Source organism: Salinihabitans flavidus (assembly GCF_900110425.1).
Taxonomy (GTDB): Bacteria; Pseudomonadota; Alphaproteobacteria; order Rhodobacterales; family Rhodobacteraceae; genus Salinihabitans; species Salinihabitans flavidus.
The window spans coordinates 66,500-88,614 of record NZ_FODS01000015.1; the positions used below are offsets into that span (position 1 = coordinate 66,500).

The window sequence follows — 22,115 nt, forward strand, 5'->3', positions numbered from 1 at the left end:
TTCAGGCGCCATCCCATCGGCGCAGGAGCCAGTACCACTGCCCCGGATTTTCGAGAATGCGGGCTGACAGGCTGTCATTGACGGCTTTCGTCATCGTTAGGGGATCGGAATGCGGGATGGGCGCTTCGAACTCGACGTCGAATTCCGAACCGTCCGGCCGGCGCGTCCCGTAGGCGGGAACAAGCGGGAGGTCGTACTTCAGCGCCAGGGCTGCAGGCGCCGTCGAGGTCAGCGCCGGCAGGCCGAGGAACGGCACGCGTTCCCCTTCGGCATATTTCTCGTCGAGCATGATGGCCAGAAAGCCGCCCCGACGCAGATGGCGCACCAGCTCCATCGTGCCGGACCGCCCCGTCGCGATGACGGGCCGACCGCCCTCTTCGATGCCGGCCAGGAACCCGCGCTGGTAAAAGCGGTTCTTCTGCTTGCGATAAACCGCGCCGGTCTCCATTCCGCGCGCCTTGAGGACGGCGCGCACCGCGTCCCACTGGCCGAAATGCCCCGACACGACGATCGCCCCCTTGCCGGCGGCGCGCGCCCTTTCCAGGGCGGCCAATCCGGGACCGGAGACATGAAAGCGGTCCGGTCTCGACTGGAACTCCGCGCTGCGGAGGATCTCGAACAGGGTGCGGCCCATGTTGCGGCCCATTTCGCGCCGCAGGGCGGCGCGCTGCCCGCGCGGCATGTCGGGAAACACGCGCAGCACTTCGCGGTCGAAGCGCCAGCGCGCGGGCGGAAACCAGCGCATCGCAAGGCCGACCATCCCTCCGAAAAGTCGTGCGCGATGATCGAGGCTGCGCAGGCGGGTCGCTGACAGCGCGGACCACAGGGGGATGTACTGGGCGCGATGCCATAGCGAGGCGAAGAAGTCGGAGATCATGCATGCAATATGTGTGCATTTCGATGCCGGACCAACCGCCAATCGCCGACCGGCCTGACATTTTTCTGATCGCGCGGAGACGCAAACATGCCCACACCCGCAACCCTCCGCACCCGCCGCGACGCTCTTTCAGCCCAACGATCCTCGGGCGTGGCGCGTGTCAGCTATGACGGCAAGACGGTGGACTATCGCAGCGTGGCCGAGATCGATCGGGCGATCGAGGCGCTGGACCGCGAGATCGCGGCCCTCGAGGGGCGGCGCATCGTGCGCCACGTGCGCGTGACCACCGCGAAGGGGCTGTGATCCATGGGGCTGTTCGATCGGTTTCGCCGCCCCAACCGGGGCGGCCCGTCCGGCGTGCGTGCCCGGCTCGAGGGCGCGATGTCCAAACGCCGGTTGCGCGGCTGGAACCCGCCGCTGGAGAACATCAACACGCTGGTCGCCTCGGGCGGCCCGAAACTGCTGGCCCGGGCTCGGGAACTAGTCGTCACCAACGGCTATGCGGCCAATGCCTGCGAGGCTTTTGCCGCGAACGTGGTGGGCGACGGGATCAAACCTTCCTCGCTGATTGACGACGCCGACCTGCGGGATCGGGTCCAGCAACTGTGGCTTGCGTGGACAGATGAGGCGGATGCCGATGGGTTGACGGATTTCTACGGGCTGCAGGCCATGGTGGCGCGGGAGATGTTCGTCGCGGGCGAGTGTTTTGTCCGGATGCGCCCACGCCGGGCCGAGGACGGGCTTTTGGTCCCGCTGCAGATGCAGTTGCTGCAATCCGAGATGCTGCCCTTCGAGAAGACGGGCACGGCCGCCAATGGCAACCGCATCCGCTGTGGCATCGAGTTCGACCTGATCGGGCGGCGCGTGGCCTATCATTTTCGCCGCAACCATCCGGGCGACAGCACCGATCAGCGTGTCGCCGTGCCGGAAACGGTGCGCGTGCCCGCCGAGGATGTGCTGCACATCTACCGCCCCCTCGATGCGGGGCAGATCCGCGGCCTGCCGCATGTGGCGCCCGCCATGGTGCGGCTGTTTTTGCTCGATCAGTATGACGACGCCGAACTGGACCGCAAGAAGACGGCGGCGATGTTCGCGGGCTTCATCACCAAGACCGCGCCGGAAGACCCGATGATGGGCGAGGAGGAGGCGGACCTCGACGGCGCCGCCATCGCCAGCCTCGAGCCCGGCACCATGCAGGTGCTGCTGCCCGGCGAGGATGTGAAGTTCTCGGCACCGGCCGACGTGGGCGGAGGGTACGAGGCGTTCCAGTACCGCACGCTGCTCGCGGTCTCGGCCTCGCTGGGGCTGCCCTATCACCTGGTGACCGGCGATGTGCGTCAGGCCAACTATTCCAGCCTGCGCGCCGAACTGGTGGAATTTCGCCGCCGCGTGCAGCAATTGCAGCACGGCGTCATCGCGCATCAGCTCTGCCGCCCCGTTTGGGCGCGCTGGCTGGAGACCGCGCAGCTGGCCGGCAGGCTGGATCTGCCCGACCCGGCATCCGCGCGCATGGTGCAATGGATCCCGCCCCGCTGGGACTGGGTCGATCCCCTCAAGGATATCCAGGCTCAGGTGCTGGCGATGGAGGCGGGCATCACCTCGCGGCGCAAGGTGGTCGAGGCCACCGGTTACGACGTCGAGGAAGTCGACCGCGAGAACGCGGTGGATACGGCGCGCGCCGAGGGGCTCGGGCTGCGTTACCGCACCAGCCCGGGCGAGACGCAGGGTGCCCGCGCGACGCCGGCCACGCGACCGGATCCGGGTGACGGCGCCGGTGGCAACAATGGCGAGGATGCGGCCGCGACCGGCCGCGCCACCACACAGGAGTAGAACCATGAACAGCTGGTACACGATCCGCGCCCGGGACACCGGCGCGGAGGTGCTGATCTATGACGAGATCGGCGCCTATGGCGTCAGCGCCAAGGGCTTTCTGGCCGAGCTCGGCGCACTGCCGGATGTGGCCCCCATCGACCTGCGCCTTAACAGCCCCGGCGGCTCGGTTTTTGACGCCGTCGCCATTTACAATGCGCTGAGCCGCCACAGCGGCACGGTCACGGTCTGGATCGACGGGATTGCGGCCTCGGCTGCGAGTTACATTGCGATGGCGGGCGACGAGATTGTTATGCCGGAAAACGCCTTCATGATGATCCATGACCCCTCCGGCCTCGTCATGGGCACCGCGGCGGACATGCGCGACATGGCCGGGACGCTGGACAAGATCGCGGCCAGCATGACGCGCGGCTATGCGGCCAAGTCCGGCAAGTCGGAGGATGAGATCGCCGCCCTGCTGGCGGCCGAGACCTGGTTTGATGCGGCGGACGCGCTCGACGCAGGCCTTGCCACGCGCCTGGCAGAGCCCGTGCGCATCGCCGCCGCCTTCGATATCGGGCGGTTCCGCAATGCGCCGCCCGAACTGGTTGAGGCGGTCGAACCGGTCGAGCCGGTCCAACCGGTGGAGGCCGTCGAGCCGGAAGCCCCGGCATCCACAGCGGGGGACATCGTTGGAGACGCCAACGATGTTGACCCCGCCGCGGGTGCGGGGCCGCAGGCGGCGGGCGCGCCGGGTGTTGCAGACGGGAACACCCAATCGAGCGGGGCGGAGAGCTGCGTTGCAGTCGCCAACGCACCTCCCGACGCCAGCGCACCTCCCGACGCCAGCGCGATCCGCGCCGAGGCCATTGCCCACGCCCGCGCCGTGATCGATTTGTGCCGCCTGGCAGGCCAGCCGCAGATGGCCGGCCGGTTTCTCGAGGAGGACGCCAGCCTGGATGCCGTGCGTGCAGGCCTTCTGGACGCGCGGGCCGAGGCCGCGCCGGAGATCACCCCGCATCACCCGCAACCCGGGCGCAGCGAGACCACGCGCCCCTGGGGCGATGTCATCGCCCAGGCATTCAAACTGAAGGGATAAACTTCCATGGCCATGCTATCCGAGTCCAAACACGCCGGCGGGTTCCTCACCTGGGAAGTGCTGCGCGACTATACCCGCGACACAGTCACCGTCGCGTCCGGCGCCGGCAAGCTCGCCCCCGGCACCGTTCTGGGCAAGATCACCACGGGTGGCAAATACACCGTGCTCACCCCCGGCGCCACGAATGGCAGCCAGAACGCCGCTGGCATCCTTTGGGGCCCGGCTGATGCGACCGATGCCGACGCGCCCGGCGTGGTGCTGGTGCGCGGCCCGGCTATCGTGAACCGCCACGAGATCGCCTTCCCCGACGGTGCCACCGAGGCGCAGATCACCACCGCCACCACGGCCTTGGCCGCGCTCGGCATCCTCCTGCGCTGAGCCACGGCGCAGTTTCCCCATCACATGTAGACCAGAAGGAGGCACGCTGTGGCCACCATGGACATCTTTGAAGGCGATGCCTTCTCCATCATCGAGCTCACCCGCGCGCTCGAAAACATTCCCTTCAAGCCCGCGATCCTCTCGGGCGCAAACCTCTTCGGCAGCCGCGGGGTGCGCACGCGCACCGTGATGATCGAGAGCCGCGACGGCACGCTGTCGCTGATCCCGTTCTCGGAGCGCGGCTCGGCCTATGAGAGCCAGATCCCTGAGCGCCGCGAGATGCGTGCCTTCGTCTGCCGCCAGTTCAAGAAGCAGGACGTACTCTGGGCCTCGGAGATCCAGGCGATCCGCGACTTCGGCTCGGACACGGCGGTCCAGCAGGTGCAGACCGAGGTCGCGCGTAAGCTCGGCCGGCTGCGCAATGACGCCGAGGCCACCTTCGAGTTTCATCTCTTCAACGGCATTCAGGGCGTGGTGAAGGACCCCAAGGACGGCGCGACCGTCATCGACTACCACGCCGAGTTCGGCATCACCCCGGCTGCGGAGGTCGACTTCGATCTAGACAATGCAACCCCCGGCTCGGGCGCGCTGCGCAAGCGCTGCCAGGCGTTGATTGAAAGCGTCGAGGACACCCTTGGCGGCCTGGCCGCCGGTCAGGTGCAGCTGCGCGCCGAATGCGGCTCGGCCTTCTTCGCCGATCTCGTGGCCCACAAGGAAGTGCGCGAGACCTATCTCAACACAGCCGCGGCGGCCGATCTGCGGGGCAGGGTAGGGGAAGAGGTCAGCTTCGGCGGCATCACCTTCCGGCGCTACCGTGGGGGCTTGGGCTTCGGCGTGCCCACCGACAAGGCGTATTTCTACCCCGAGGGCGTCGAGGGCCTCTTCGAGATCTACTACGCCCCCGCCGACACCTTCGAGACGGTCAACACCGTGGGTCTGCCGCTTTATGCGCGCATGATCCCCGATCGCGACCGCGACGAATGGGTGCGGCTTGAGATCGAGAGCAACCCGCTGCCGATCTGCACCCGCCCGCAGGTGCTGCGCAGCGCAAGGCGGACGTGATGTCAGCCGTCGCCATGGCGCTCGACGCGCTCTTTGTTGATGCCAATATCTCGGTCGAGATCTGGCATCGCGATGGTGAAGGGCGCTTCACTCGAGCGCGAGGCATTCTGCGCCGACCTGACGAAATCACGGAGTTCGGGTCGGCGCGGCTCTTGTCCGAGACCATCCGGATCGATGTGCGGGTGGCGGAAATCCCCGATCCGCGGCCACAGGAGCAGATCCTGATCGGCGATGAAACCTTCCTGATCCAGGGCGAGCCGGTCCGGGATCGGGAGCGGCTGATCTGGACCGTGGAGGCTGCGCCAGCATGAAGCTCAAGCTCGACGTCAGCCCGGATCTCGCCGCCATGATGGCCGCCGAGATCAAGGCCGGCGAAAAGGCTGTCAGCACCGCCACGCGCATCGCCGGCCAGGACCTCAAGACCGCCTGGCGTGCCCAGATCACCGGTGCCGGGCTCGGCACCCGGCTCGCCCGCACCATCCGCGCGGCGCAATACCCGAAGGGCAAGTCCAGCCTCAATGCTGCGGCCTTCGTCTGGTCGAACGCCCCGGAGATCGTGGGCGCCCACGACACCGGCCCGCTGATCCGCTCGAAGGCCGGGTTCTGGCTGGCGATTCCGACGCCAGCCGCCGGGCGCGGCCTGCGTGGCGGCAGGATCACCCCCGGCGAATGGGAGCGTCGTCGCGGCCTGAGGCTGCGGTTCGTCTACCGCCGCAGCGGACCAAGCCTGCTCGTGGCAGACGGGCGCCTCAACAATCGGGGGTTCGGAGTTGCCTCTCGCTCGAAGACAGGCCGCGGGCGTGCCACGGTGCCGATCTTCCTGCTGGTCCCGCAGGTGAAACTGCGCAAACGGCTGGATCTGGCGCGCGATGCCGAGCGGGCGCATGACGCGCTGCCGGGGCTGATCGTGACGAATTGGGCCGAAAGAAAATTCATGTGACAGATGTGTAAACATTGGCGAAGCGCTTCGCCGACTATTGAACTCTCAAAGAAGGGAACGGAAAACCACCGGGATCCTAGAACCGTATGCTCCCTTGGTCCGGATTCTGGATGAGCCAAATGGCTTGAGAGTGAAGATGCACGCAGATGCTATCGCCTTCGTCTCCATTTGCGCAGACAACATAAGCGTCTTCAGTCGGTTTGCGGAATTCGGAATTGACAACTCGTCTTTGGATCTGCCTAACAACCTCTTCGAGGGAATAGGCACAGGAGCCGATGTACTCGCACTCGAATATGATCCTACCGCCATTTTGGAACCAGACCATGCGTAAACGATCCCTCAAGTCTTTGAAGGGATGGTTAAAACAAGCATCGGAGCGACCCCCTTTCGTCGAGCACGCTCGATGCCAGTCGTTGAAGGCGTCTCGTAAGGCGTCTACATTCGCGCCTGACCCTTGGTCGGCAAAACACATAGGCATCGGGTTGTTCGATGCCGAAACCTTCGTGGGAGATACAAAGGCATCCCAGCCCCGTTCACGGACACAGTCTAGACCTGCGCTCTCGAGTACCGCTACTTGCTCGGACTGTGACATTGACCAGTCGATGCCGCGGATGGAGATGGACTCGGCGCTTGCTGTGCTTGTCGTCACGGCGAAGAGGAAGGCCGCTGCGCGGAACAATGCCTGGATCTTCATAAAGTCTCCTGGAATCTAAAGATATCTTGCCTGAACGTTCGGTTTTGAGACGGCGGCCGCCGGCTGCAGAGTTTTACGACTTGACCCGACCCGATCGCATAACCCAAGCTTCGTCTCCGAGTTCGACATCGTGGTCCGAGGTTGAGCTTTCGTCGACCGAAAACTCGTCCCAGATCTTTTGCATTTCCTCGTCGGCGGTCGATTCCTTGACGGTCTCCAGTCCCAGAGATTTCGCTAGGGAGTTGGCGGCGCGCCGGATTGCGCCGGTATCGGACACGCCCTCGATCATTAGGTAGGGTCGCCCCCATTTGTCGATGCGCTCTTCCGGAGTGCCGAGGGTATACAGGATTTTTTGGGCAGCGGCAGTAAGCTTGACAAGATTGGGATAGGCTTCGATGTCCATCGGCCCGGGAGACTTGATGGCGAGCGGCTCGGGAATGAGATCTGTGCCTTCTGGCCGCTTGAAGATGGACGGCCTCGCACGCCGCTCGCGCGGCGGATCATGGGGCAAGTCTTCGCCGGACGTCGCGGTCATTACAGTGTAGCAGCTGCCCTCGTCGACGTAGCGTAGCAGTACATAGCCGCCGGCCTGCATGTAAAACTGCCGATTCTGCTTCGGCATCTTAGACGTTGAGGCCATGTGAGCCATATAATCTTCTCCTGCTTCTAATGACCGCAACGTATCGCCTTCCAATAGCTATGATAAGGTGCAAAATCCATATAAGCGTTTACCGCGCTTGAGCGCGGCCCCGAACTCGGCTCGGGAGATGTGACCGACCGCCGCTTGCCGCCCTTATGTCTCAGTTCGAGTTCCTGTCGGCGCTCAAGTCAGGAATAGCCAATGCCCACCCCCCGCGAAACCATCCTGACCGCGCTGGCGGACCTCTTGCGCACCATTGCGCATGCACCAGTTCTGCGCGGAGAGGTCCTTCCGGAGCGCGTGCCGGCCGGTGGCCTGCTGATCCTGCGCGACGGCAGCCCGGGCGAGCCCGACATGACACTCTCGCCGCTGGCCTACCACTACCAGCACCGCGCCGAGATCGAGGCGGTGGTACAAGGCACCAAGCGGGACAGCCTTTTCGATGCACTGACAGCGCAAATCGGCGCCGTGATCGCAGCCGACCGCACGCTGGGCGGCCTCTGCGACTGGGTCGAGCCTGAGGCGCCCGAACCGGTCGACCTGCCCGTCGAGGCCGGAGCACCCCTCAAGGCCGCGGTCATACCGGTGGTGCTGCACTATTCCACGGCCGACCCGCTTTCCTGATCGGTCGGGGCTGTGGCCCTGGGCGTCGCGCGGGGGATGCACGCCCCCTCCAGCTGCGCACCGCTCTCGATTCTCAGGCTGTCATAGGTGATGTCACCGACCACGCGGGCGCTGGCGTGTAATTGCACCGCGCCGCCTTTGATCCGGCCCTTGAAACGCCCTTTGATGGCAATGCTTGAGGCGCGCAGTTCGCCTTCGACCTCGCCGGCCTCCTCGATCACGATCCCGGCAGCTTCGACGTTGCCGTTCACGTAGCCAGGCAACTCGACTGTTCCTGGAAAATAGAGCTCGCCGGTGATGCGTGAGCCGGCACCGAGGTGCGACCGGCCGCCAGACCCCGCCGGGGCGCGCGGTTCATCCGTCATTCAATACTGTCCCTTTTTCGTTTCCTGCCGCTTTTAGCAGATCGGCAGCTTGACCCTACAGGAGAAACCACCATGGCACGAGCGCAAGGCGCGCGGGCGCAGATGGCGCTCGGCTTCGAGACGACCTATGGAACCCCGCCTGCGAGCGGCTTCACGCGGATGCCGTTTGCGAGCACGACGCTGGGGGCGGAGCAGCCGCTGCAAACATCGGAGCTTCTGGGCTATGGCCGCGATCCGCTGGCGCCGATCAAGGACGCCGTGACGGCGGACGGCGATGTGGTCATTCCGATCGATGCGCGGGCGTTCGGGGTCTGGCTGAAGGCGGCGTTCGGCGCGCCCACAACCACGGGGCTGGAGGCGCCCTACACCCACGCGTTCCACTCCGGCAATTGGTCGCTGCCGAGCTTCTCGATCGAGACCGGCATGCCCGAGGTGCCGCGCTATGCGATGTATGCGGGCTGCATGGTGGATTCCCTGAGCTGGCAGATGGCGCGCTCGGGGCTTTTGACGGCCACTGCGCGCATCGTGGCGCAGGGCGAGGAGGTGGCCGCGTCCACGCAGGCTGGCTCTCCGACGGAGCTGACGCTGCAGCGGTTCGGCCACTTCAACGGGTCCGTGACGCGCGACGGCACCGCGATCGGCAATATCGTTTCGGCCGATATCAATTACGCCAACAATCTCGATCGCATCGAGACCATCCGGGCGGACGGCAAGATTGCGGGAGCCGATCCGTCGATCGCGGCGCTGACCGGCAGTGTTGCGGTGCGGTTCTCGGATCAGACGCTGGTGAGCCAGGCAATCAACGGTGAGGCCTGCGAGCTGGAGTTCTCCTATGCACTGGCGTCGGGCGAGAGCCTCACGGTCACGGCGCATTCCGTCTATCTGCCGGTGCCGCGGGTGGAGATCTCTGGCCCGCAGGGGATCCAGGCCACGTTTGACTGGCAGGCCGCGAAAAACGACACGGCGGGCCGCATGGCCACGGTCACGCTCGTCAATGACATGGAGGCATACTGATGCTGCGTCTCAATATGGACAATCGCGAGCCCTCCTGGGTCGATCTTGGCCACGGTGTGCGGCTTCTTGTGGAACCTCTCTCGACGGCGGTGATGCTGGCCGCGCGCGCGGACCCGGCGGTGATTGCCGCAGCGGGCACGACGGCCGACCTCGAGGGGGCGGCGGATCCCGGGCGCGATGAGACGGTGGCGGTGATCGTGGCAAAGGCGGTGGCGCGCATCGTGGTGACCGACTGGGAAGGCGTGGGCGACGCCGATGGCACGCCGCTGCCTGTGAGCCCCGACGGCATCGACGCGCTTCTCGACCTCTGGCCGATCTTCGAGGCGTTCCAGACACGCTATATCGCGGGCGGCCTGATCCTGGAGCAGGAAAAAAACGCCTGACCGCCCTCGCCGACTGGGAGTTCGGCGGGGGCGGTGCCTATTGCGCGGCCTGCAATCGCACGTGCCCGGATTGCCCACGGATCGTACATGCGCCGCAAACGCTCGAAGGCTGGCAGGTCTGGGATCTGGTGCAGCGTCTCGGCGGGCAGATGCGGGTGGTGGCGAGCGGCCAAGGCGGCGCTGTCACCGGCTGGGACATGAGCGCGGCCCTGCAACTGGGCACCGCCCTTGGGCTTTGCCCCCGCATCGTCGCGGAGCTGCTGCCGCCCATCGAGGCGGTGATGGTCCGCAAGATGAGCGAGCAGCGTGGCTCAGGCGACCTCGAGGGGTTTGATCCCTGAGACGTCAATCGTTTCCCGGGCCCGGGCAAGGTCCCAGGCGCGCTGGAGGTTCATCCAGTATTCCGGCGTCGTCGAGAAGAACCGTGCCAGCCGCATGGCGGTATCGACCGTGATCGCGGTCTCACCTTTGACCAGGCGCTCGATGCGGGTGCGGGGCACGTTGAGGTGCGCTGCCAGTGTAATCGCGCTCATGTCGAGCGGTTCAAGATAAAGCTCGGCCAAAACTTCGCCTGGATGGGATGGGTTGGTCATGAGGCTCATGTGGTGCCCCTCCTAGTGATAGTCCACGATCTCGACCTCGGCAGGCCCCTGATCGGTCCAGATGAAACAGATGCGCCATTGTCCGTTGATGCGCACCGAATATTGTCCCGCGCGGTCGCCGCTCAGGGCTTCGAGATGGTTGCCCGGCGGAAACCGCAAATCCTCAAGTACGACCGCGGCGTCCAATGCCGAGAGCATGGCCCGGGTTCGCTTGATCAGATCAGCCGGGAAGCCCTTGCCGAAGCGGTCCTGAACCGCGCCTGCGGCAAGCTTTCCACGTGTGCTGACGATCATGTCTCCATGTATCATGACGTGATACATTGTTCAAGGGCGCTATTGTGATGGCCACAAAACAAGTCTCCGTCCGCCTGTCAGCCACGGGCGGGCGCCAGGTGCGCGCCGAGCTCGAGGGGGTGGGCAAATCCGGGTCCAGGGGCATGCAGCGCCTGTCGCGCGAGATGGACGCGGCCAACAGGCGCATGGCGGCGTTTGGGCGCCGCGCGCGGGTGGCAGCGGCGGCCGCCACTGCTGCTGTTGCCGCGGCCGGCGTGGCGCTGGTGCGCACCGGGCTGCAGACGGTGGATGCGCAGGCCAAGCTGGCGCAATCGCTCGATACCACGGTGGCGAGCGTGCAGGTGCTGGAGCGCGCGGCGGAGCTGTCCGGCTCAAAAATGGCCGAGCTCGAGGCGGGCGCGGCGCGGCTGACGCGGCGCTTGTCGCTGTTCGCGGCCGATGGCAGCGGGCCGGCGGCCGGGGCGATCGAGCGGCTGACCCTCAACGCGGGTGAGTTGCTGCGGCTGCCGCTGGACAAGCGCATCGCGGTGGTGACCCAAGCCATTCGCGACAATGCGGCGGCCTCGGAGCAGGCGGCGCTGTTCAGCCAGCTGTTTGGCGACCGGGGCTTTGTGGCGTTCCAGCGCCTGGACAGCGCCACGCTGCGCCAGGCGACCGAGGATCTCGCGGCCTTCGGCGTGATGGTCTCGGATCAGGATGCGGACCAGATCGAGCGGACCAATGACGCGCTGTCGCGGCTCGGGCTCATCGGGCGCGGCGTGGCAAACCAGATCGCGGTGGCGGCGGCGCCGGCCCTGGAGACCCTGGCCGACGCCTTGGCCTCTGCGGCCCGTGTCACCGGGCCGCTTGGCCGGGTGATCACCGGGCTGATCGGCAATCTTGACCGGATCGCGGTCCATGCCGGCACGTTCGCGGGGCTCATGGCGGGCAAATGGGTGGCCGGCCTGGCGGCGGCGGCGCTGTCGGTGCGCGGGCTGGCGACCACGCTGGTGGTCCTGAAGGGCGCGCTCATCCGCACCGGCATTGGCGCGCTGGTCGTGGGGGCGGGTGAGCTGGCCTGGTGGTTCACCAGGCTGGTGCGCGGGGCTGGCAGTTTTGGGGAGGCAATGGGGCTTTTGAAAGCGCTGGCCTCGGAGGTCTGGTCGAAGGTGTCGCTCTCGGCGCAGGCAGCCTGGGCGAATGTGGAGAGCAGCTGGGCCGATGCGCAGGCGGCGCTCCTCGACGGTCTGCAATCTGCGACGGACGGGATCACGTCCTGGGCCAACAGCACGATCAACAGCTTTGAGGGTACGTTCCTTGCGGTGCAGGCGATCTGGGAGGCGCTTCCGGGGGTGTTCAGCCGCATCGGGGCTTTGGCGATCAACGGGCTCGTGGGGGCGATGGAGACCGGCCTCGAGGGGCTGACCGAGGGGGTGAACAGCCTCTTGACGCTCGGCGGCCGTCGCCCGGACTGGGCCATCGCGGCGCCGGATCTGTCCGAGTGGAAGGCCGCGGTGCCGGAGGCCACCAATCTGGGCGAAGCTGCGCGGGATGCCTATGAGAGTGCCTTCATGGATGACCCGTTCAAGGCGCCGGTACTGTTCGACGGCATGGCCGATGACGCGCGGCTCCGGGCGGACGGTTACCGGGACGCGGCGCGCATGCTGAGCACGGCTGCGGCGGGGCCGCTGACCTCGTGGCAGGCGCTGAAGGATGCCATGACCGGGGCCGGCGATGCGGGCTCGGCGGCGCTCGAGGACGCGGCGGCTTCGGCTGAGAAGGTCACGGATGCGCTGACCAAAGCCGGCGGCGCGGCGAAAGACACCAAGGAGGAGCTCTCCGGGTTTGCCGCGGTGAGCCAGAGCCTGAAGGACTACGCCAGCACGGCGATGGACTGGGGCAAGGGGCTTGGCGAGACGCTGACCGGGGCGTTCAGCGGCGCCGAGAGCGCGTTCCGCAGTTTCGTGGAGACCGGCAAGCTGGACTTCAGGAGCCTGGTGCGCTCGATCCTTGCGGATCTGGCGGTGCTCGCCTTCAAGAACGCCGTTCTGGGGCCGATTGCAAACGCGCTCTCGGGCGTGTTCGGCGGCGGATCGGTGGCCGCGGCCGTGTCGCATAACGGTGGCATGGTGGGGCTCTCGGGCATGGCGCGGCGGGTGCCGGCGGCGGTGTTTGCCGGCGCACCGCGGATGCATTCGGGGGGCACCGTGGGGCCGGGGGACGCCTGGGCCGGGCTACGCCCCGATGAGGTACCCACGATCCTGCAGCGCGGTGAGCGGGTGCTGAGCCGTCGTGAGGCGGCCGGGTATGGGCCGGGCGCACCCGGTGCGGGCGGTGTCACTGTCCATATCGACGCGCGCGGGGCGCAGATGGGGGTGGCCGAGCAGATCGATGCGCGGCTGCGCGCGGCGCTGCCGGAAATCAAACGGGTTGCGATCGAGAGCGTGCGCGATCGCCGGCAGCGGGGGTATGCGGTATGAGCGAGCTTCCGTTGACGCTGATCCAGTCCATCGAGCGGCGGCTGGTGACGGCGGTCTCGGCGCAAACCTCGCCCTTCACCGGCCGCCAGCAGATCCAGGACTGGGGCGGCGAATGGTGGGAGGTCACGTTTGACGTGGCGCTGACCAAGGGCCGGGCGGGCCGGCGGCTGTCGGCGGTCTTCACCGCGCTTGGCGGGATGCGGGGCTGGTTTGTCCTGCGCGATCCTTCCATGGCGCGGCCGGACCTGGCGCAAAAAACCATCACCGTGCGTGGCGCCGGCCAGTCGGGCAATGCGCTCACCACGTTGGGGTGGGATGCGCAGGCGCTGGTGCTCGCGGCGGGGGATTTTGTCTCGCTCGGGACGGGCCAGGACATGCGGCTTTACCAGGTCACCGAGGATGCAGTGGCCGATGCCAACGGCGCCGCGGTGCTGCGCGTCACGCCGCGGCTGCGCGCGGCGCCGGTGGATCTGAGCCCGGTGGAGGTTGCCGCGCCCGGGATTGTGCTGCGCTTGACTGCGCCGGTGCCCACGCGCATCAGCCGGGCCGACAGCTTCCGCTTCTCTGTGACCGCCCGGGAGGCGCTCTGATGGCCCGGGAAATGTCGGCGGAGATCGCCGCGGCGCTGACGGAGGGCGAGCTGCGCCCCATCCTCTTCTTCGAGGGGGAGTTCGCCTCGGGCTGGGTGCGGATCTGGTCCGGGCTGGGCGATATCACCTGGACCGGGCAGACCTGGACCGGGGTTGGCAGTCTTTTGGGGCTGGGCGCGATCGAGGAGACGCAGCAGGTCGTGGCGGGTGGCACCACGGTGTCGCTGTCGGGCGTGCCGCTGGAGATGGTGGCGCTGGCCATTGATGAGGCGCGCCAGGGCAAGCCCGGCCGGGTGTGGCTGGGGCTCTTGACGGAGGATCGCGAGATCATCGCGGATCCGGTGCAGGCCTTTACCGGCCGGCTCGACGTGCCGGAGATCGCGGATACGGGTGAGAGCTGCACGGTGACGATCAGCTACGAGAACCGGTTGATCGATCTGGGGACGGCGCGCAACTGGCGCTACACGCATGAAAGCCAGCAGGCGCTGGCGCCGGGCGATCAGGGCTTCGCCTTCGTCACCACGATCCAGGACAAGGAAATCACCTGGGGGCGGGGATGAGATGCGGCGATGCAGAACCATCAACACTTGACATGTGACTGTCACAGAGGTCCGCTCGCGCACCCGTGCTCACTTCTCTGGCGCCTCTCATAAAAATTAATAACGCCAAATCAATGGCTTGTAGTTTTTGCCTAATTTTTAGGCGAAACCCCTAAGCTACGGTTACACCGGCGCTTTTTGGCGCCGCCCGCAATCCGTGCACACCATTATCCACAGATTCTGTGAACACTTCGGCTCTTGCCAACCCCCGTCTCCTGGCGGGTGGCGATTCCAAGGGCCAGTTCCCGAGAACGCGATGTGAACATCCATGCCTGACCGCCAGACCCGCCTCATTCTTGCGCTTGACGCGGCGCGGGATATTCCCTTCGCCTGGGGCTGCCATGATTGCGCGACCTGGGCGTTCGATCTGCGCCGGGATCTGACGGGCGGCGCGGATCACGCGGCACGCTGGCGCGGGCGCTACCGCACCGCGCGTGGCGCGCACCGCGTGATGCGCCGTCTGGGCTGGGAGAGCCTCGAGGGGATGGGGCGCGATCTTCTGGGCAATCCGCTTTCCACACCGCTCCTGGCGCAGCGCGGGGACCTGGTGCTGGGCGGCGCGGATCCGGCCTTCGGGATCTGCGCGGGCGCGCGGGCGGCGTTTGTAGCGCCAAAGGGGCTCATATTCCTGCCGCTGGCCTCCTGTTCTCTGGCCTGGAGGGTCTGATCCATGCCGCCTGTTGTGCTTGGCGCTGTCGCTCTGGGTGGGGCGGCGGTGGCCGCGGGCGGCCTGGCCGCGGCTTTTGCGGCGGGCGGCCTGATCGGCTTTGCTGCAAGCTTTGGCGCGTCGATGCTGCTGTCGGCCGCCTCGCAAGCCCTGATGGGCACGCCGTCGGTCTCGATGCGGCCCAGAACCGTGAGCGTGCGCGAGCCGGTGATGCCGCGCGACATGGTCTATGGCCGGGTGCGCAAGGGCGGCGCCATCGTGTTCCTGCACGAGGCCGGGCCGTCGAACAACTATCTGCACCTGGTGATCGTGCTGGCCACGCATCGCGTCAAGTCGATCGGGGCGGTCTACTTCGACGGGGAGATGGCGGTGGACGCCGCGGGCAGGGCGCTGGATCGCTGGGCGGGCAAGGTGGAGATCGACACCCGGCTCGGGCATCCGGACCAGACGGCGTTCGCGGATCTCGCCGAGGCGGTCTCGGAGCATTGGTCCTCTGCACATCGCCTGGACGGCTGCGCGGCGATCCATCTGCGTCTCAAGTACACTGCGGATGCCTTCCCCGGCGGCATTCCGAGCATCTCCGTCGACATCATGGGCAAGGACGACATCCTGGATCCGCGCACGGGCGTGCGGGGCTATAGCGAGAACGCCGCGCTTTGCGTGGCCGACTACATGGCCGATCCGGTGTTCGGTCTGGGGGCCGGTATTGGCCTCGAGGACGGGATCGAGACCGAAAGCCTGATCGAGGCAGCCAATATCTGCGCGGAAGCGGTGCCGCTGGCGGCGGGCGGCAGCGAGCCGCGCTATGCCTGCAACGGGGTTGTCACGCTCGATCAGACGCCGCAGACCATCATCGAGGCGATGCTGACGGCGATGGCGGGTCGCTGCATCTGGCAAGGCGGTGCCTGGCGCCTCCATGCCGGGGCTTACCGTGCGGCGGATGTGACGCTTGGCGCCGATGATCTGCGCGAGGGCGGGATTGTGCTCACCACGCGGCAAAGCCGGGCCAACAGCTTCAACGGGGTGCGCGGGCAGTTCATCAGCCCGGAAAATGACTGGCAGCCCGATGACTTCCCGGCGTATGCCTCGCCCGCCTATATCGCCGAGGATGGCGGCACGCCCGTATGGCGGGATATCTCGCTGCCGTTTACCATCTCGCCTTCGGCGGCGCAGCGCATTGCCAGGATCGAGCTGGAGCGCGCGCGGCGCCAGCAGGTGGTCAAATGGTCGGGCAAGCTCAGCGCCTGGAAGGCGGCGGCCGGCGATACGGTCACGGTGGATTACGCACGCTGGGGCTTTGCCGGCAAACCCTTCGAGGTACAGTCTTCGCGACTTGATCTGAGCGCGGTGGGCGAGGGCGTGATGCTGGTGCCGGAACTGATCCTGCGCGAGACCTCGCCGCTGGTTTATGACTGGGACGTCAGCGAGGAGCAGATCTACGCGGCCGCGCCGCGCACGACATTGCCGTCAGCGTTCCGCACGGTGGCGCCGGGCACACCGGAGATCTCGGAAGAGCTCTATATCACCCGCGATGGCGGCGGCGCCAAGGTGCTGATCACCGCCACCTGGGCGCCGGCCCCTTCGAGCTTTGCCGCGAGCTACCAGATCGAGGCGCGCCGCGACGGTGGGGACTGGATCGACTATGGCCGCCAGGTCAGCACGACCCTGCAGATCCGCGACGCCAGCCCCGGCCAGTGGGAGATCCGCGTCAAGGCGGTGTCCGCGCTCGGCGTGTCGTCGCAGTGGCGCGCGCGCACGGCCGAGATCCTCGGGCTCACCGCGCCGCCGGTGGCCCTTGAGGACGTGACGCTGCAAACAGCCGGCGGGCTCGCGATCCTCAAATGGGCGCGGGCCCGCGATCCCGATGTGCGGGTGGCGGGCAATATCGTCATTCGCCACAGCCCCGAGGCCAGCCCCGCATGGGCCAACAGCTATTCCATGGACCGGGTGGCCGGCTCGGAGGCGATCGCGGTGGTGCCGCTCAAGCCCGGCGCCTATCTGCTGCGCGCCGAGGACAGCGGCGGCCGGCTGGGGCCGGTGAGCACGATCTCGACCAAGGGCACGCAGGCGCTGGCCTTTGCGGCGGTGGCGCGCCTGCAGGCCGATGGCACCTTTCCGGGTGCCAAGACGGATTTGGTGGTCGAGGGCGCGACGCTGCGCCTGGCGACGGCCCTCGATGGCAGCGGCGTGCCTTACGTGCCGCAGACCGAGGGGCTCTACGCCTTCGGGGCGGGGCTCGATTTTGGCGCGATACGCCGGATCCGGCTGCGCAGCGAGATCAGCCTGGCGGTGCTGGCGCTCCTTGACAAGATCGATGCGCGCCTGGAGCCGATCGACACCTGGGCGGATTTTGACGGCACCGATGGCGCGGAGGTGGATGTGGTGGTGGAGATCCGTGAGACGGATGACGATCCATCGGGCACGCCGGTCTGGTCCGACTGGGGCCGGGTGGACAATCACGAAATCGAGGCACGGGCGGTTGAGGCGCGCGCCTGGCTGCGCACGGCGGACCGGGCCTTCACGCCGGTGGTCTCGCGGCTGCGGCTGCATGCGGACGAGGTGGCCTGATGGCTCAGACAGACAGTTACGCGCTGACCAATGACGCAGGCCTCGCGGTGCGCCAGCGCCTCAACGAGATCCTGGCCGCGCTGCACTCCTCCAATGCCGGGGCCACGGCGCCGACCGCGACCCGGCCGGGCATGCTGTGGCTGGATACCGGCCAGAGCCCGGCGGTGCTCAGGATCCGCGATGCCACCGATACCGGCTGGGAGGCGCTGCTCGATGGCGGCAGCTACTGAGGATCGCGGCCTGTCCGGGACCGGCCCCGCAAACAACATGAGGTCGCGCCATGGACGACGGCAGCTTTATTGAGACCATCAACGCGCTGTTTGGCGGGGCCATCACCACGCTGATCGGCGCCTTCACGGGGCGGCTGATGTATCACTCGGGCGAGGTCAGTCTGGGGCGGCGGCGCTTCTTCGGCCGCGAGCTCTTGTGGGAAGTGCCCGTCGCCATCGGGATGGCGATCATCGGCGAAGCCCTCGCCAGCCATCTCGGCCTCGCCCAGCCGGTCAGCACCGGGCTGGTGGCCACGCTGGCCTATCTCGGCCCGCGCGGCGCCGAGGCTGCGATCTGCGCCTGGCTCCGGCGCAGGAAGTAGTCAACGGCTTGAAAGCAGATTCTCAGCTCACATCTGGTATACGCAAAGATGCATCAGATCGAGCGCAGGGTGGATAGTGCGATGAAGAATATCGAACAGGTTCTGGCACAGCTTGAGCAGGCCGCCGACCCGGAACAGGCAGTCAAGGCCCTGGTACTGGCCGAGGGCGGCACCTGGGTCGATCCGGATGGCACGCCCGGCATTGTGGAAATCCAGCTGGCAGGTTTGCGAGGGATTGGACCCTCTGTGGCGGCAGCGGTGGATGATTGGATGCAGCAAGCCAGAACACCCCATCATGCGGAGCACGAACGCTTCGCCTGAACAGCCCGGCCGGTCTGGCGGCGCTGAACACACAAAAACAAGCACATCGGCAAGCCGTCCCTTCGGGGCGGCTTTTTGCTTTGCATGGAGGCACGCAATGACCGCTTTTGAAATCGCCCGGAGCTATATCGGGACCGCAGAGGCCCCGGGGCCGGTCAACAACCCCGACATCATGGATATGTACAGCTCGGTCGGTCATGACTGGGTGGAGCATGACAGCGTGGCCTGGTGTGCCGCCTTCGTGGGGCATTGCCTCGAACAGGCCGGCCTGCGCTCGACCCGGCGGCTGACCGCGCGCTCCTATCTCGACTGGGGCCTGCCGGTAGACCTGGACGACGCGCAGGAGGGCGACATCGTCGTGTTCTGGCGCGGGCGCCGCGACGGGTGGCAGGGCCATGTCGGCTTCTTCGTGGCGCGCGCCGGCGCCAGCATCGAGGTGCTCGGGGGCAACCAGGCCGATGCGGTGACCATCAGGCGCTATGCCAGGGCGAAACTGCTCGGCGTGCGCCGGGCGGGCAATGTGGCTCCGGCCGTGGCCCTGTCGGTCCGCAAGGTGCAGACGCGCCTGCGCGCGCTCGGCTACCACGAGGTCGGCGCCGCCGACGGCGTTGTGGGCCCGCGCACCCGCGGGGCGCTCCTCGCGTTCCGCGATGACGCGGGCCTGCCGCCGCGCCCGGTGATCGACGTGGCGCTGACCGAGGCGCTGGCGCGCGCGGCCCCGCGCGAAATCGCGCCCGCGCGCGCCCAGGGCATGCCCGAGAACAGCCGCATCGTGACGGCGGCCAACGCCCAGATCGGCCTTGGCCTGATCGGTGCGGTGGGATCGGTCGGCACCCAAATCGCCCCGGCGGTCGCGCAGGCCGAGGGGGCGCAAACGCTCGCGGTGCGCGCGCTGGCCCTGCTCGGGCTCGATGGCGCGGTGTCCGCAGCCCTGCCGTGGATCGGCGCGGCCGTGTTCATCGGCGTGATCCTCTACGCCGTCAAAGCCCGCACCGCGCGGATCGAGGACCATCGCACCGGGCGGACGCCCTGATGTGGAGGCTCGTCGTCTCGATCTGCGTGGCCGCGCCCGATGGCCCGGCCTGCGTCTCCGGCCTCCATCCGGGCACGATGGCCAGCTTCGCGGTCTGCGCGGACGCGGCCGTCGTCACCACCGATGTCATGCGCGCCGCCGCGCAGAGGGACGGGAGTGAGATCCTCTCCCTCAATACGCGCTGCATCCCGCTCAACGCCGTGCGAGCCGGTAGCGGGGGCCTGCAATGATCCCGGTCCTGACGGCCGTGCTGTCCGGCCTTGGCCGGCGTGCCGCCCTGTGGGGCGCGCTGGCGCTGGCGGTGGTCGCGGCGCTTTGGATCGCAGTCCACCGCGGCCGCCGCGCGGCGCAGGCCGCGTTCATCATCCGCCGGGCCGATGCCCGCATCCGCGCCATGCAAACCGCCAGGGAGATCCGCCATGAGGTTCGTACCGCTGACCGCGCTGAGCTTGAGCGCCGCGCTGAGCGCTGGATGCGCGATTGATCCGGGCCGCTACCAGGACACCTGTGATTGGGCCGAGCCGATCCGGCCGTCACGAAGCGACGTGCTGAGCCTGGAGACCCGGCGCCAGATCGTGGCCCATAACGAGATTGGCGCGCGGCTCTGCGGGTGGCAGCCATGACGACACACATCCTTGAGGGGCCGGCGATCATGATCGGCTATGCGTATCGGTTGCGCCTGGAAGCGGAAGGGCCGGTGTTCCCGGACGGGGCGACGTTCGCCGGCCAGGTGCGCCCCGCGGCGGCGTCGGAAGACGTGCTGGTCACGCTGACGACGGGCAATGGCGGGCTGGTGCGCATCGCCGACAGCGCCCTCGATCTCCGGATCGCCGCGGCCAACACCGCCGGCATGTCGGTGGGCTCGGTGGTGGTCGACGTGGTGCGCACGGATGTCGCGCCGGATCTGCATCTCGGGTTTGCCCTGGACATCCCGGTGATGTTGCCGGTCACGCGGGGGCTGTGACATGAGCGGCAGGATTGACGTGGCCGGCCCCGGCGTGCCGATCCGTCTCACCGTGTCCGATGACGTGCCGCTCAGGGTGGGTCTTGCCGCCGGGCCGGTAGCGGTGCGCGTGCCGGGGCTGCCGGGCCCGGAGGGCAAGGCCGGCCCCCCGGGGGCCCGGGGTGAGCAGGGCGATCCCGGCGTCACCGTTCTTCCAACAGATGCGCCGATCAACGGAGGGTTCTTCTAGTGGCCAATACGATCCAGTTCAAACGCCGGGTGTCCGGCAATGCCGGCGCGCCCGCCGCGCTCAAATCGGGCGAGGTCGCGCATAACGAGGTCGATGATACGCTCTATATCGGCAAGGGCGACGACGGGGGCGGCAATGCCACCTCGATCGTGGCCCTTGCGGGGGCCGGTGCCTTCATGGCGACGACCGGCACGCAGACCATCGCCGGCAAGAAGACCTTCAGCGCGGTGCCGGCGGCGTCCCAGGATGCCGCGGCCGCGGCTGACCTGGTGCGCAAGTCGCAGCTGGAGACGCTCCTGGGCGGCAAGGCGAGCAGCAGTCACACGCATGGGGTCTCGGATGTGTCGGGCTTGCAGGCCGCGCTGGATGGCAAGGCAGAGAGCGGCCACACGCACACAGCGGTCGCAATAAGCGACAGCACGCTTGCAGGGCGTGCGCTCTTGATGGCGGCGAATGCGGACGCGCAGCGCACGGCGCTCGGGCTTGGCTCGGCAGCCCTGTCGAGCACATCGGCCTTTGCCGCGGCGGCGCATGGCCACGCGATCTCCGACATCACCAATCTGCAAGCGGCGCTGAACGCAACGGCGCCGCTGGCCTCGCCCGGCCTGACCGGCACGCCCACGGCGCCAACGGCCACAGGCGGCACCAACACCACGCAGATCGCGACCACCGCCTTCGTGCAATCGGCCGTGGCGAGCTTCGGCGCCGGCGACATGCTCGCCGGGACCTATGACACGGACGCCGACGGCAAGGTGGACGCGGCCGAGGTGGCCGATGCGGTGGCCTGGTCCGGCATCACCGGCAAGCCGGCGACCTTCGCGCCCTCCGCGCACGGGCACGCGATCTCGCAGGTCACAGGGTTGCAGGCGGCGCTCGATGACAAGGCGCCGCTGACTTCGCCGGGCTTCTCGGGCACGCCGACCGCGCCAACAGCGGCAAGCAGCAGCAACAGCACGCAGATCGCGACCACGGCCTTTGTCTCGGCCGCCATCGGGGCGCTGATCGATGCCGCGCCGGGCGCGCTGGATACGCTCAGTGAGCTGGCTGCGGCGCTTGGAAATGACCCGGATTTTGCCACCACGGTGACCAATGGGCTCGCGGGCAAGCTCGGGAAATCCGCGAACCTCTCGGACCTGGCCGATATGGCCACGGCGCGGTCCAACCTGGGGCTTGCCGGCATGGCCACGCAGGCCGCGAGCAATGTGGCAATCACCGGCGGCAGCATCTCCGGCGTCGCGCTCGATGGCGGCACGTTCTGATCCCGCCGCCCCGGCAATACCCGGTCTGAACAGGCAAGAAGAAGGGAGGCCAC

31 protein-coding genes are annotated in these 22,115 nt (G+C 67.5%); 25 read left to right on the plus strand and 6 right to left on the minus strand.

Annotated features, from left to right (window positions below; translation table 11 throughout):
* Nucleotide 1 precedes the first annotated feature (1 nt).
* Nucleotides 2-877, minus strand: coding sequence for a lysophospholipid acyltransferase family protein (locus BMW66_RS12670; protein ID WP_093119035.1), 876 nt, complete (start codon nucleotides 875-877; stop codon nucleotides 2-4).
* Between the two features lie 87 nt (nucleotides 878-964).
* Here BMW66_RS12670 and BMW66_RS12675 point away from each other — a divergent pair, with 87 nt between their 5' ends.
* From BMW66_RS12675 to BMW66_RS12705, 7 genes are read left to right on the plus strand one after another with little or no spacing between them, the layout of a single operon-like run.
* Entirely contained in the window at nucleotides 965-1,180 is a 216-nt protein-coding gene (locus BMW66_RS12675; RefSeq protein ID WP_093119037.1) for a phage head-tail joining protein, read from the plus strand.
* Nucleotides 1,181-1,183: 3 nt separating this feature from the next.
* Nucleotides 1,184-2,707: a phage portal protein gene (locus tag BMW66_RS12680; protein WP_245729475.1), complete on the plus strand. Its 1,524-nt coding sequence runs from the start codon at nucleotides 1,184-1,186 to the stop codon at nucleotides 2,705-2,707.
* A 4-nt stretch (nucleotides 2,708-2,711) separates the two neighbouring features.
* A complete protein-coding gene (locus tag BMW66_RS12685; protein WP_175483241.1) occupies nucleotides 2,712-3,785 on the plus strand; it encodes a head maturation protease, ClpP-related in 1,074 nt (357 codons plus the stop codon).
* Between the two features lie 6 nt (nucleotides 3,786-3,791).
* Nucleotides 3,792-4,163 (plus strand): head decoration protein, encoded by a 372-nt coding sequence (locus BMW66_RS12690; RefSeq protein ID WP_093119041.1) that lies wholly within the window; start codon nucleotides 3,792-3,794, stop codon nucleotides 4,161-4,163.
* Nucleotides 4,164-4,220: 57 nt separating this feature from the next.
* Entirely contained in the window at nucleotides 4,221-5,225 is a 1,005-nt protein-coding gene (locus tag BMW66_RS12695) for a major capsid protein (RefSeq protein ID WP_245729478.1), read from the plus strand.
* Entirely contained in the window at nucleotides 5,225-5,536 is a 312-nt protein-coding gene (locus BMW66_RS12700; RefSeq protein ID WP_093119044.1) for a head-tail joining protein, read from the plus strand. The genes BMW66_RS12695 and BMW66_RS12700 overlap by 1 nt, the downstream gene beginning before the upstream one ends.
* Nucleotides 5,533-6,165 carry a DUF6441 family protein gene (locus BMW66_RS12705; RefSeq protein ID WP_093119046.1) on the plus strand — a complete coding sequence of 211 codons (633 nt, stop codon included), beginning with the start codon at nucleotides 5,533-5,535 and terminating at the stop codon, nucleotides 6,163-6,165. The genes BMW66_RS12700 and BMW66_RS12705 overlap by 4 nt, the downstream gene beginning before the upstream one ends.
* A 76-nt stretch (nucleotides 6,166-6,241) precedes the next feature.
* Here BMW66_RS12705 and BMW66_RS12710 read toward each other — a convergent pair whose 3' ends face one another.
* Nucleotides 6,242-6,859 carry a hypothetical protein gene (locus tag BMW66_RS12710; RefSeq protein ID WP_093119048.1) on the minus strand — a complete coding sequence of 206 codons (618 nt, stop codon included), beginning with the start codon at nucleotides 6,857-6,859 and terminating at the stop codon, nucleotides 6,242-6,244.
* Nucleotides 6,860-6,932: 73 nt separating this feature from the next.
* Nucleotides 6,933-7,481: a hypothetical protein gene (locus BMW66_RS12715; protein ID WP_139196176.1), complete on the minus strand. Its 549-nt coding sequence runs from the start codon at nucleotides 7,479-7,481 to the stop codon at nucleotides 6,933-6,935.
* A 219-nt stretch (nucleotides 7,482-7,700) separates the two neighbouring features.
* Between BMW66_RS12715 and BMW66_RS12720 the strand changes: the two genes are divergently transcribed.
* Entirely contained in the window at nucleotides 7,701-8,123 is a 423-nt protein-coding gene (locus tag BMW66_RS12720; RefSeq protein WP_093119052.1) for an acyl-CoA transferase, read from the plus strand.
* Here BMW66_RS12720 and BMW66_RS12725 read toward each other — a convergent pair.
* Nucleotides 8,096-8,488 (minus strand): bactofilin family protein, encoded by a 393-nt coding sequence (locus BMW66_RS12725; RefSeq protein ID WP_093119054.1) that lies wholly within the window; start codon nucleotides 8,486-8,488, stop codon nucleotides 8,096-8,098. The genes BMW66_RS12720 and BMW66_RS12725 overlap by 28 nt on opposite strands.
* Before the next feature lie 72 nt (nucleotides 8,489-8,560).
* On the opposite strand from BMW66_RS12725, the gene BMW66_RS12730 reads away from it, so the two are divergent.
* From BMW66_RS12730 to BMW66_RS12740, 3 genes are all read left to right on the plus strand, one after another.
* The gene (locus BMW66_RS12730; RefSeq protein WP_093119056.1) at nucleotides 8,561-9,502 is read left to right on the plus strand and encodes a phage tail tube protein; all 942 of its coding nucleotides are present in this window, start codon (nucleotides 8,561-8,563) and stop codon (nucleotides 9,500-9,502) included.
* Nucleotides 9,502-9,885 carry a hypothetical protein gene (locus tag BMW66_RS12735; protein WP_093119058.1) on the plus strand — a complete coding sequence of 128 codons (384 nt, stop codon included), beginning with the start codon at nucleotides 9,502-9,504 and terminating at the stop codon, nucleotides 9,883-9,885. The genes BMW66_RS12730 and BMW66_RS12735 overlap by 1 nt, the downstream gene beginning before the upstream one ends.
* 149 nt (nucleotides 9,886-10,034) lie before the next feature.
* Complete coding sequence (locus BMW66_RS12740) at nucleotides 10,035-10,226, plus strand: DUF7697 family protein (protein WP_093119121.1); 192 nt, start codon at nucleotides 10,035-10,037, stop codon at nucleotides 10,224-10,226.
* On the opposite strand, the gene BMW66_RS12745 is transcribed toward BMW66_RS12740, so the two are convergent.
* Both BMW66_RS12745 and BMW66_RS12750 read right to left on the minus strand, forming a co-directional pair.
* Nucleotides 10,197-10,487, minus strand: a complete 291-nt coding sequence (locus BMW66_RS12745) for a HigA family addiction module antitoxin (protein ID WP_093119060.1) — start codon at nucleotides 10,485-10,487, stop codon at nucleotides 10,197-10,199. The genes BMW66_RS12740 and BMW66_RS12745 overlap by 30 nt on opposite strands.
* Nucleotides 10,488-10,499: 12 nt before the next feature.
* Nucleotides 10,500-10,781, minus strand: a complete 282-nt coding sequence (locus BMW66_RS12750) for a type II toxin-antitoxin system RelE/ParE family toxin (protein ID WP_093119062.1) — start codon at nucleotides 10,779-10,781, stop codon at nucleotides 10,500-10,502.
* 47 nt (nucleotides 10,782-10,828) lie between these two features.
* Between BMW66_RS12750 and BMW66_RS12755 the strand changes: the two genes are divergently transcribed.
* The 14 genes from BMW66_RS12755 to BMW66_RS12825 all read left to right on the plus strand — a co-directional run bounded on the left by BMW66_RS12755 (nucleotide 10,829) and on the right by BMW66_RS12825 (nucleotide 22,062).
* Nucleotides 10,829-13,240 (plus strand): phage tail tape measure C-terminal domain-containing protein, encoded by a 2,412-nt coding sequence (locus tag BMW66_RS12755; protein WP_093119064.1) that lies wholly within the window; start codon nucleotides 10,829-10,831, stop codon nucleotides 13,238-13,240.
* Nucleotides 13,237-13,830: a hypothetical protein gene (locus BMW66_RS12760; protein WP_093119066.1), complete on the plus strand. Its 594-nt coding sequence runs from the start codon at nucleotides 13,237-13,239 to the stop codon at nucleotides 13,828-13,830. The genes BMW66_RS12755 and BMW66_RS12760 overlap by 4 nt, the downstream gene beginning before the upstream one ends.
* Nucleotides 13,830-14,390, plus strand: coding sequence for a hypothetical protein (locus BMW66_RS12765; RefSeq protein ID WP_093119068.1), 561 nt, complete (start codon nucleotides 13,830-13,832; stop codon nucleotides 14,388-14,390). Before BMW66_RS12760 ends, BMW66_RS12765 begins: the two co-directional genes overlap by 1 nt.
* 307 nt (nucleotides 14,391-14,697) lie before the next feature.
* Nucleotides 14,698-15,096, plus strand: a complete 399-nt coding sequence (locus BMW66_RS12770; RefSeq protein ID WP_093119070.1) for a DUF6950 family protein — start codon at nucleotides 14,698-14,700, stop codon at nucleotides 15,094-15,096.
* Nucleotides 15,097-15,099: 3 nt separating this feature from the next.
* Nucleotides 15,100-17,664, plus strand: coding sequence for a phage tail protein (locus BMW66_RS12775; RefSeq protein ID WP_093119072.1), 2,565 nt, complete (start codon nucleotides 15,100-15,102; stop codon nucleotides 17,662-17,664).
* A complete protein-coding gene (locus BMW66_RS12780) occupies nucleotides 17,664-17,894 on the plus strand; it encodes a hypothetical protein (RefSeq protein ID WP_093119074.1) in 231 nt (76 codons plus the stop codon). Before BMW66_RS12775 ends, BMW66_RS12780 begins: the two co-directional genes overlap by 1 nt.
* 50 nt (nucleotides 17,895-17,944) lie before the next feature.
* Nucleotides 17,945-18,256 (plus strand): phage holin family protein, encoded by a 312-nt coding sequence (locus BMW66_RS12785; protein ID WP_093119076.1) that lies wholly within the window; start codon nucleotides 17,945-17,947, stop codon nucleotides 18,254-18,256.
* A 48-nt stretch (nucleotides 18,257-18,304) separates the two neighbouring features.
* Nucleotides 18,305-18,577: a hypothetical protein gene (locus tag BMW66_RS12790; protein ID WP_093119078.1), complete on the plus strand. Its 273-nt coding sequence runs from the start codon at nucleotides 18,305-18,307 to the stop codon at nucleotides 18,575-18,577.
* Nucleotides 18,578-18,674: 97 nt separating this feature from the next.
* Nucleotides 18,675-19,610, plus strand: coding sequence for a C40 family peptidase (locus tag BMW66_RS12795; RefSeq protein ID WP_093119080.1), 936 nt, complete (start codon nucleotides 18,675-18,677; stop codon nucleotides 19,608-19,610).
* Nucleotides 19,610-19,840 (plus strand): hypothetical protein, encoded by a 231-nt coding sequence (locus BMW66_RS12800; protein WP_093119082.1) that lies wholly within the window; start codon nucleotides 19,610-19,612, stop codon nucleotides 19,838-19,840. The genes BMW66_RS12795 and BMW66_RS12800 overlap by 1 nt, the downstream gene beginning before the upstream one ends.
* Nucleotides 19,837-20,094 carry a hypothetical protein gene (locus BMW66_RS12805; protein WP_093119084.1) on the plus strand — a complete coding sequence of 86 codons (258 nt, stop codon included), beginning with the start codon at nucleotides 19,837-19,839 and terminating at the stop codon, nucleotides 20,092-20,094. Before BMW66_RS12800 ends, BMW66_RS12805 begins: the two co-directional genes overlap by 4 nt.
* 135 nt (nucleotides 20,095-20,229) lie before the next feature.
* Nucleotides 20,230-20,574 carry a hypothetical protein gene (locus BMW66_RS12815; RefSeq protein WP_093119088.1) on the plus strand — a complete coding sequence of 115 codons (345 nt, stop codon included), beginning with the start codon at nucleotides 20,230-20,232 and terminating at the stop codon, nucleotides 20,572-20,574.
* A 1-nt stretch (nucleotide 20,575) separates the two neighbouring features.
* Nucleotides 20,576-20,803: a hypothetical protein gene (locus BMW66_RS12820; protein WP_093119090.1), complete on the plus strand. Its 228-nt coding sequence runs from the start codon at nucleotides 20,576-20,578 to the stop codon at nucleotides 20,801-20,803.
* On the plus strand, nucleotides 20,803-22,062 hold the full coding sequence (locus tag BMW66_RS12825; RefSeq protein ID WP_093119092.1) for a phage tail fiber repeat family protein: 1,260 nt from the start codon (nucleotides 20,803-20,805) through the stop codon (nucleotides 22,060-22,062). The genes BMW66_RS12820 and BMW66_RS12825 overlap by 1 nt, the downstream gene beginning before the upstream one ends.
* Nucleotides 22,063-22,115 lie beyond the last annotated feature (53 nt).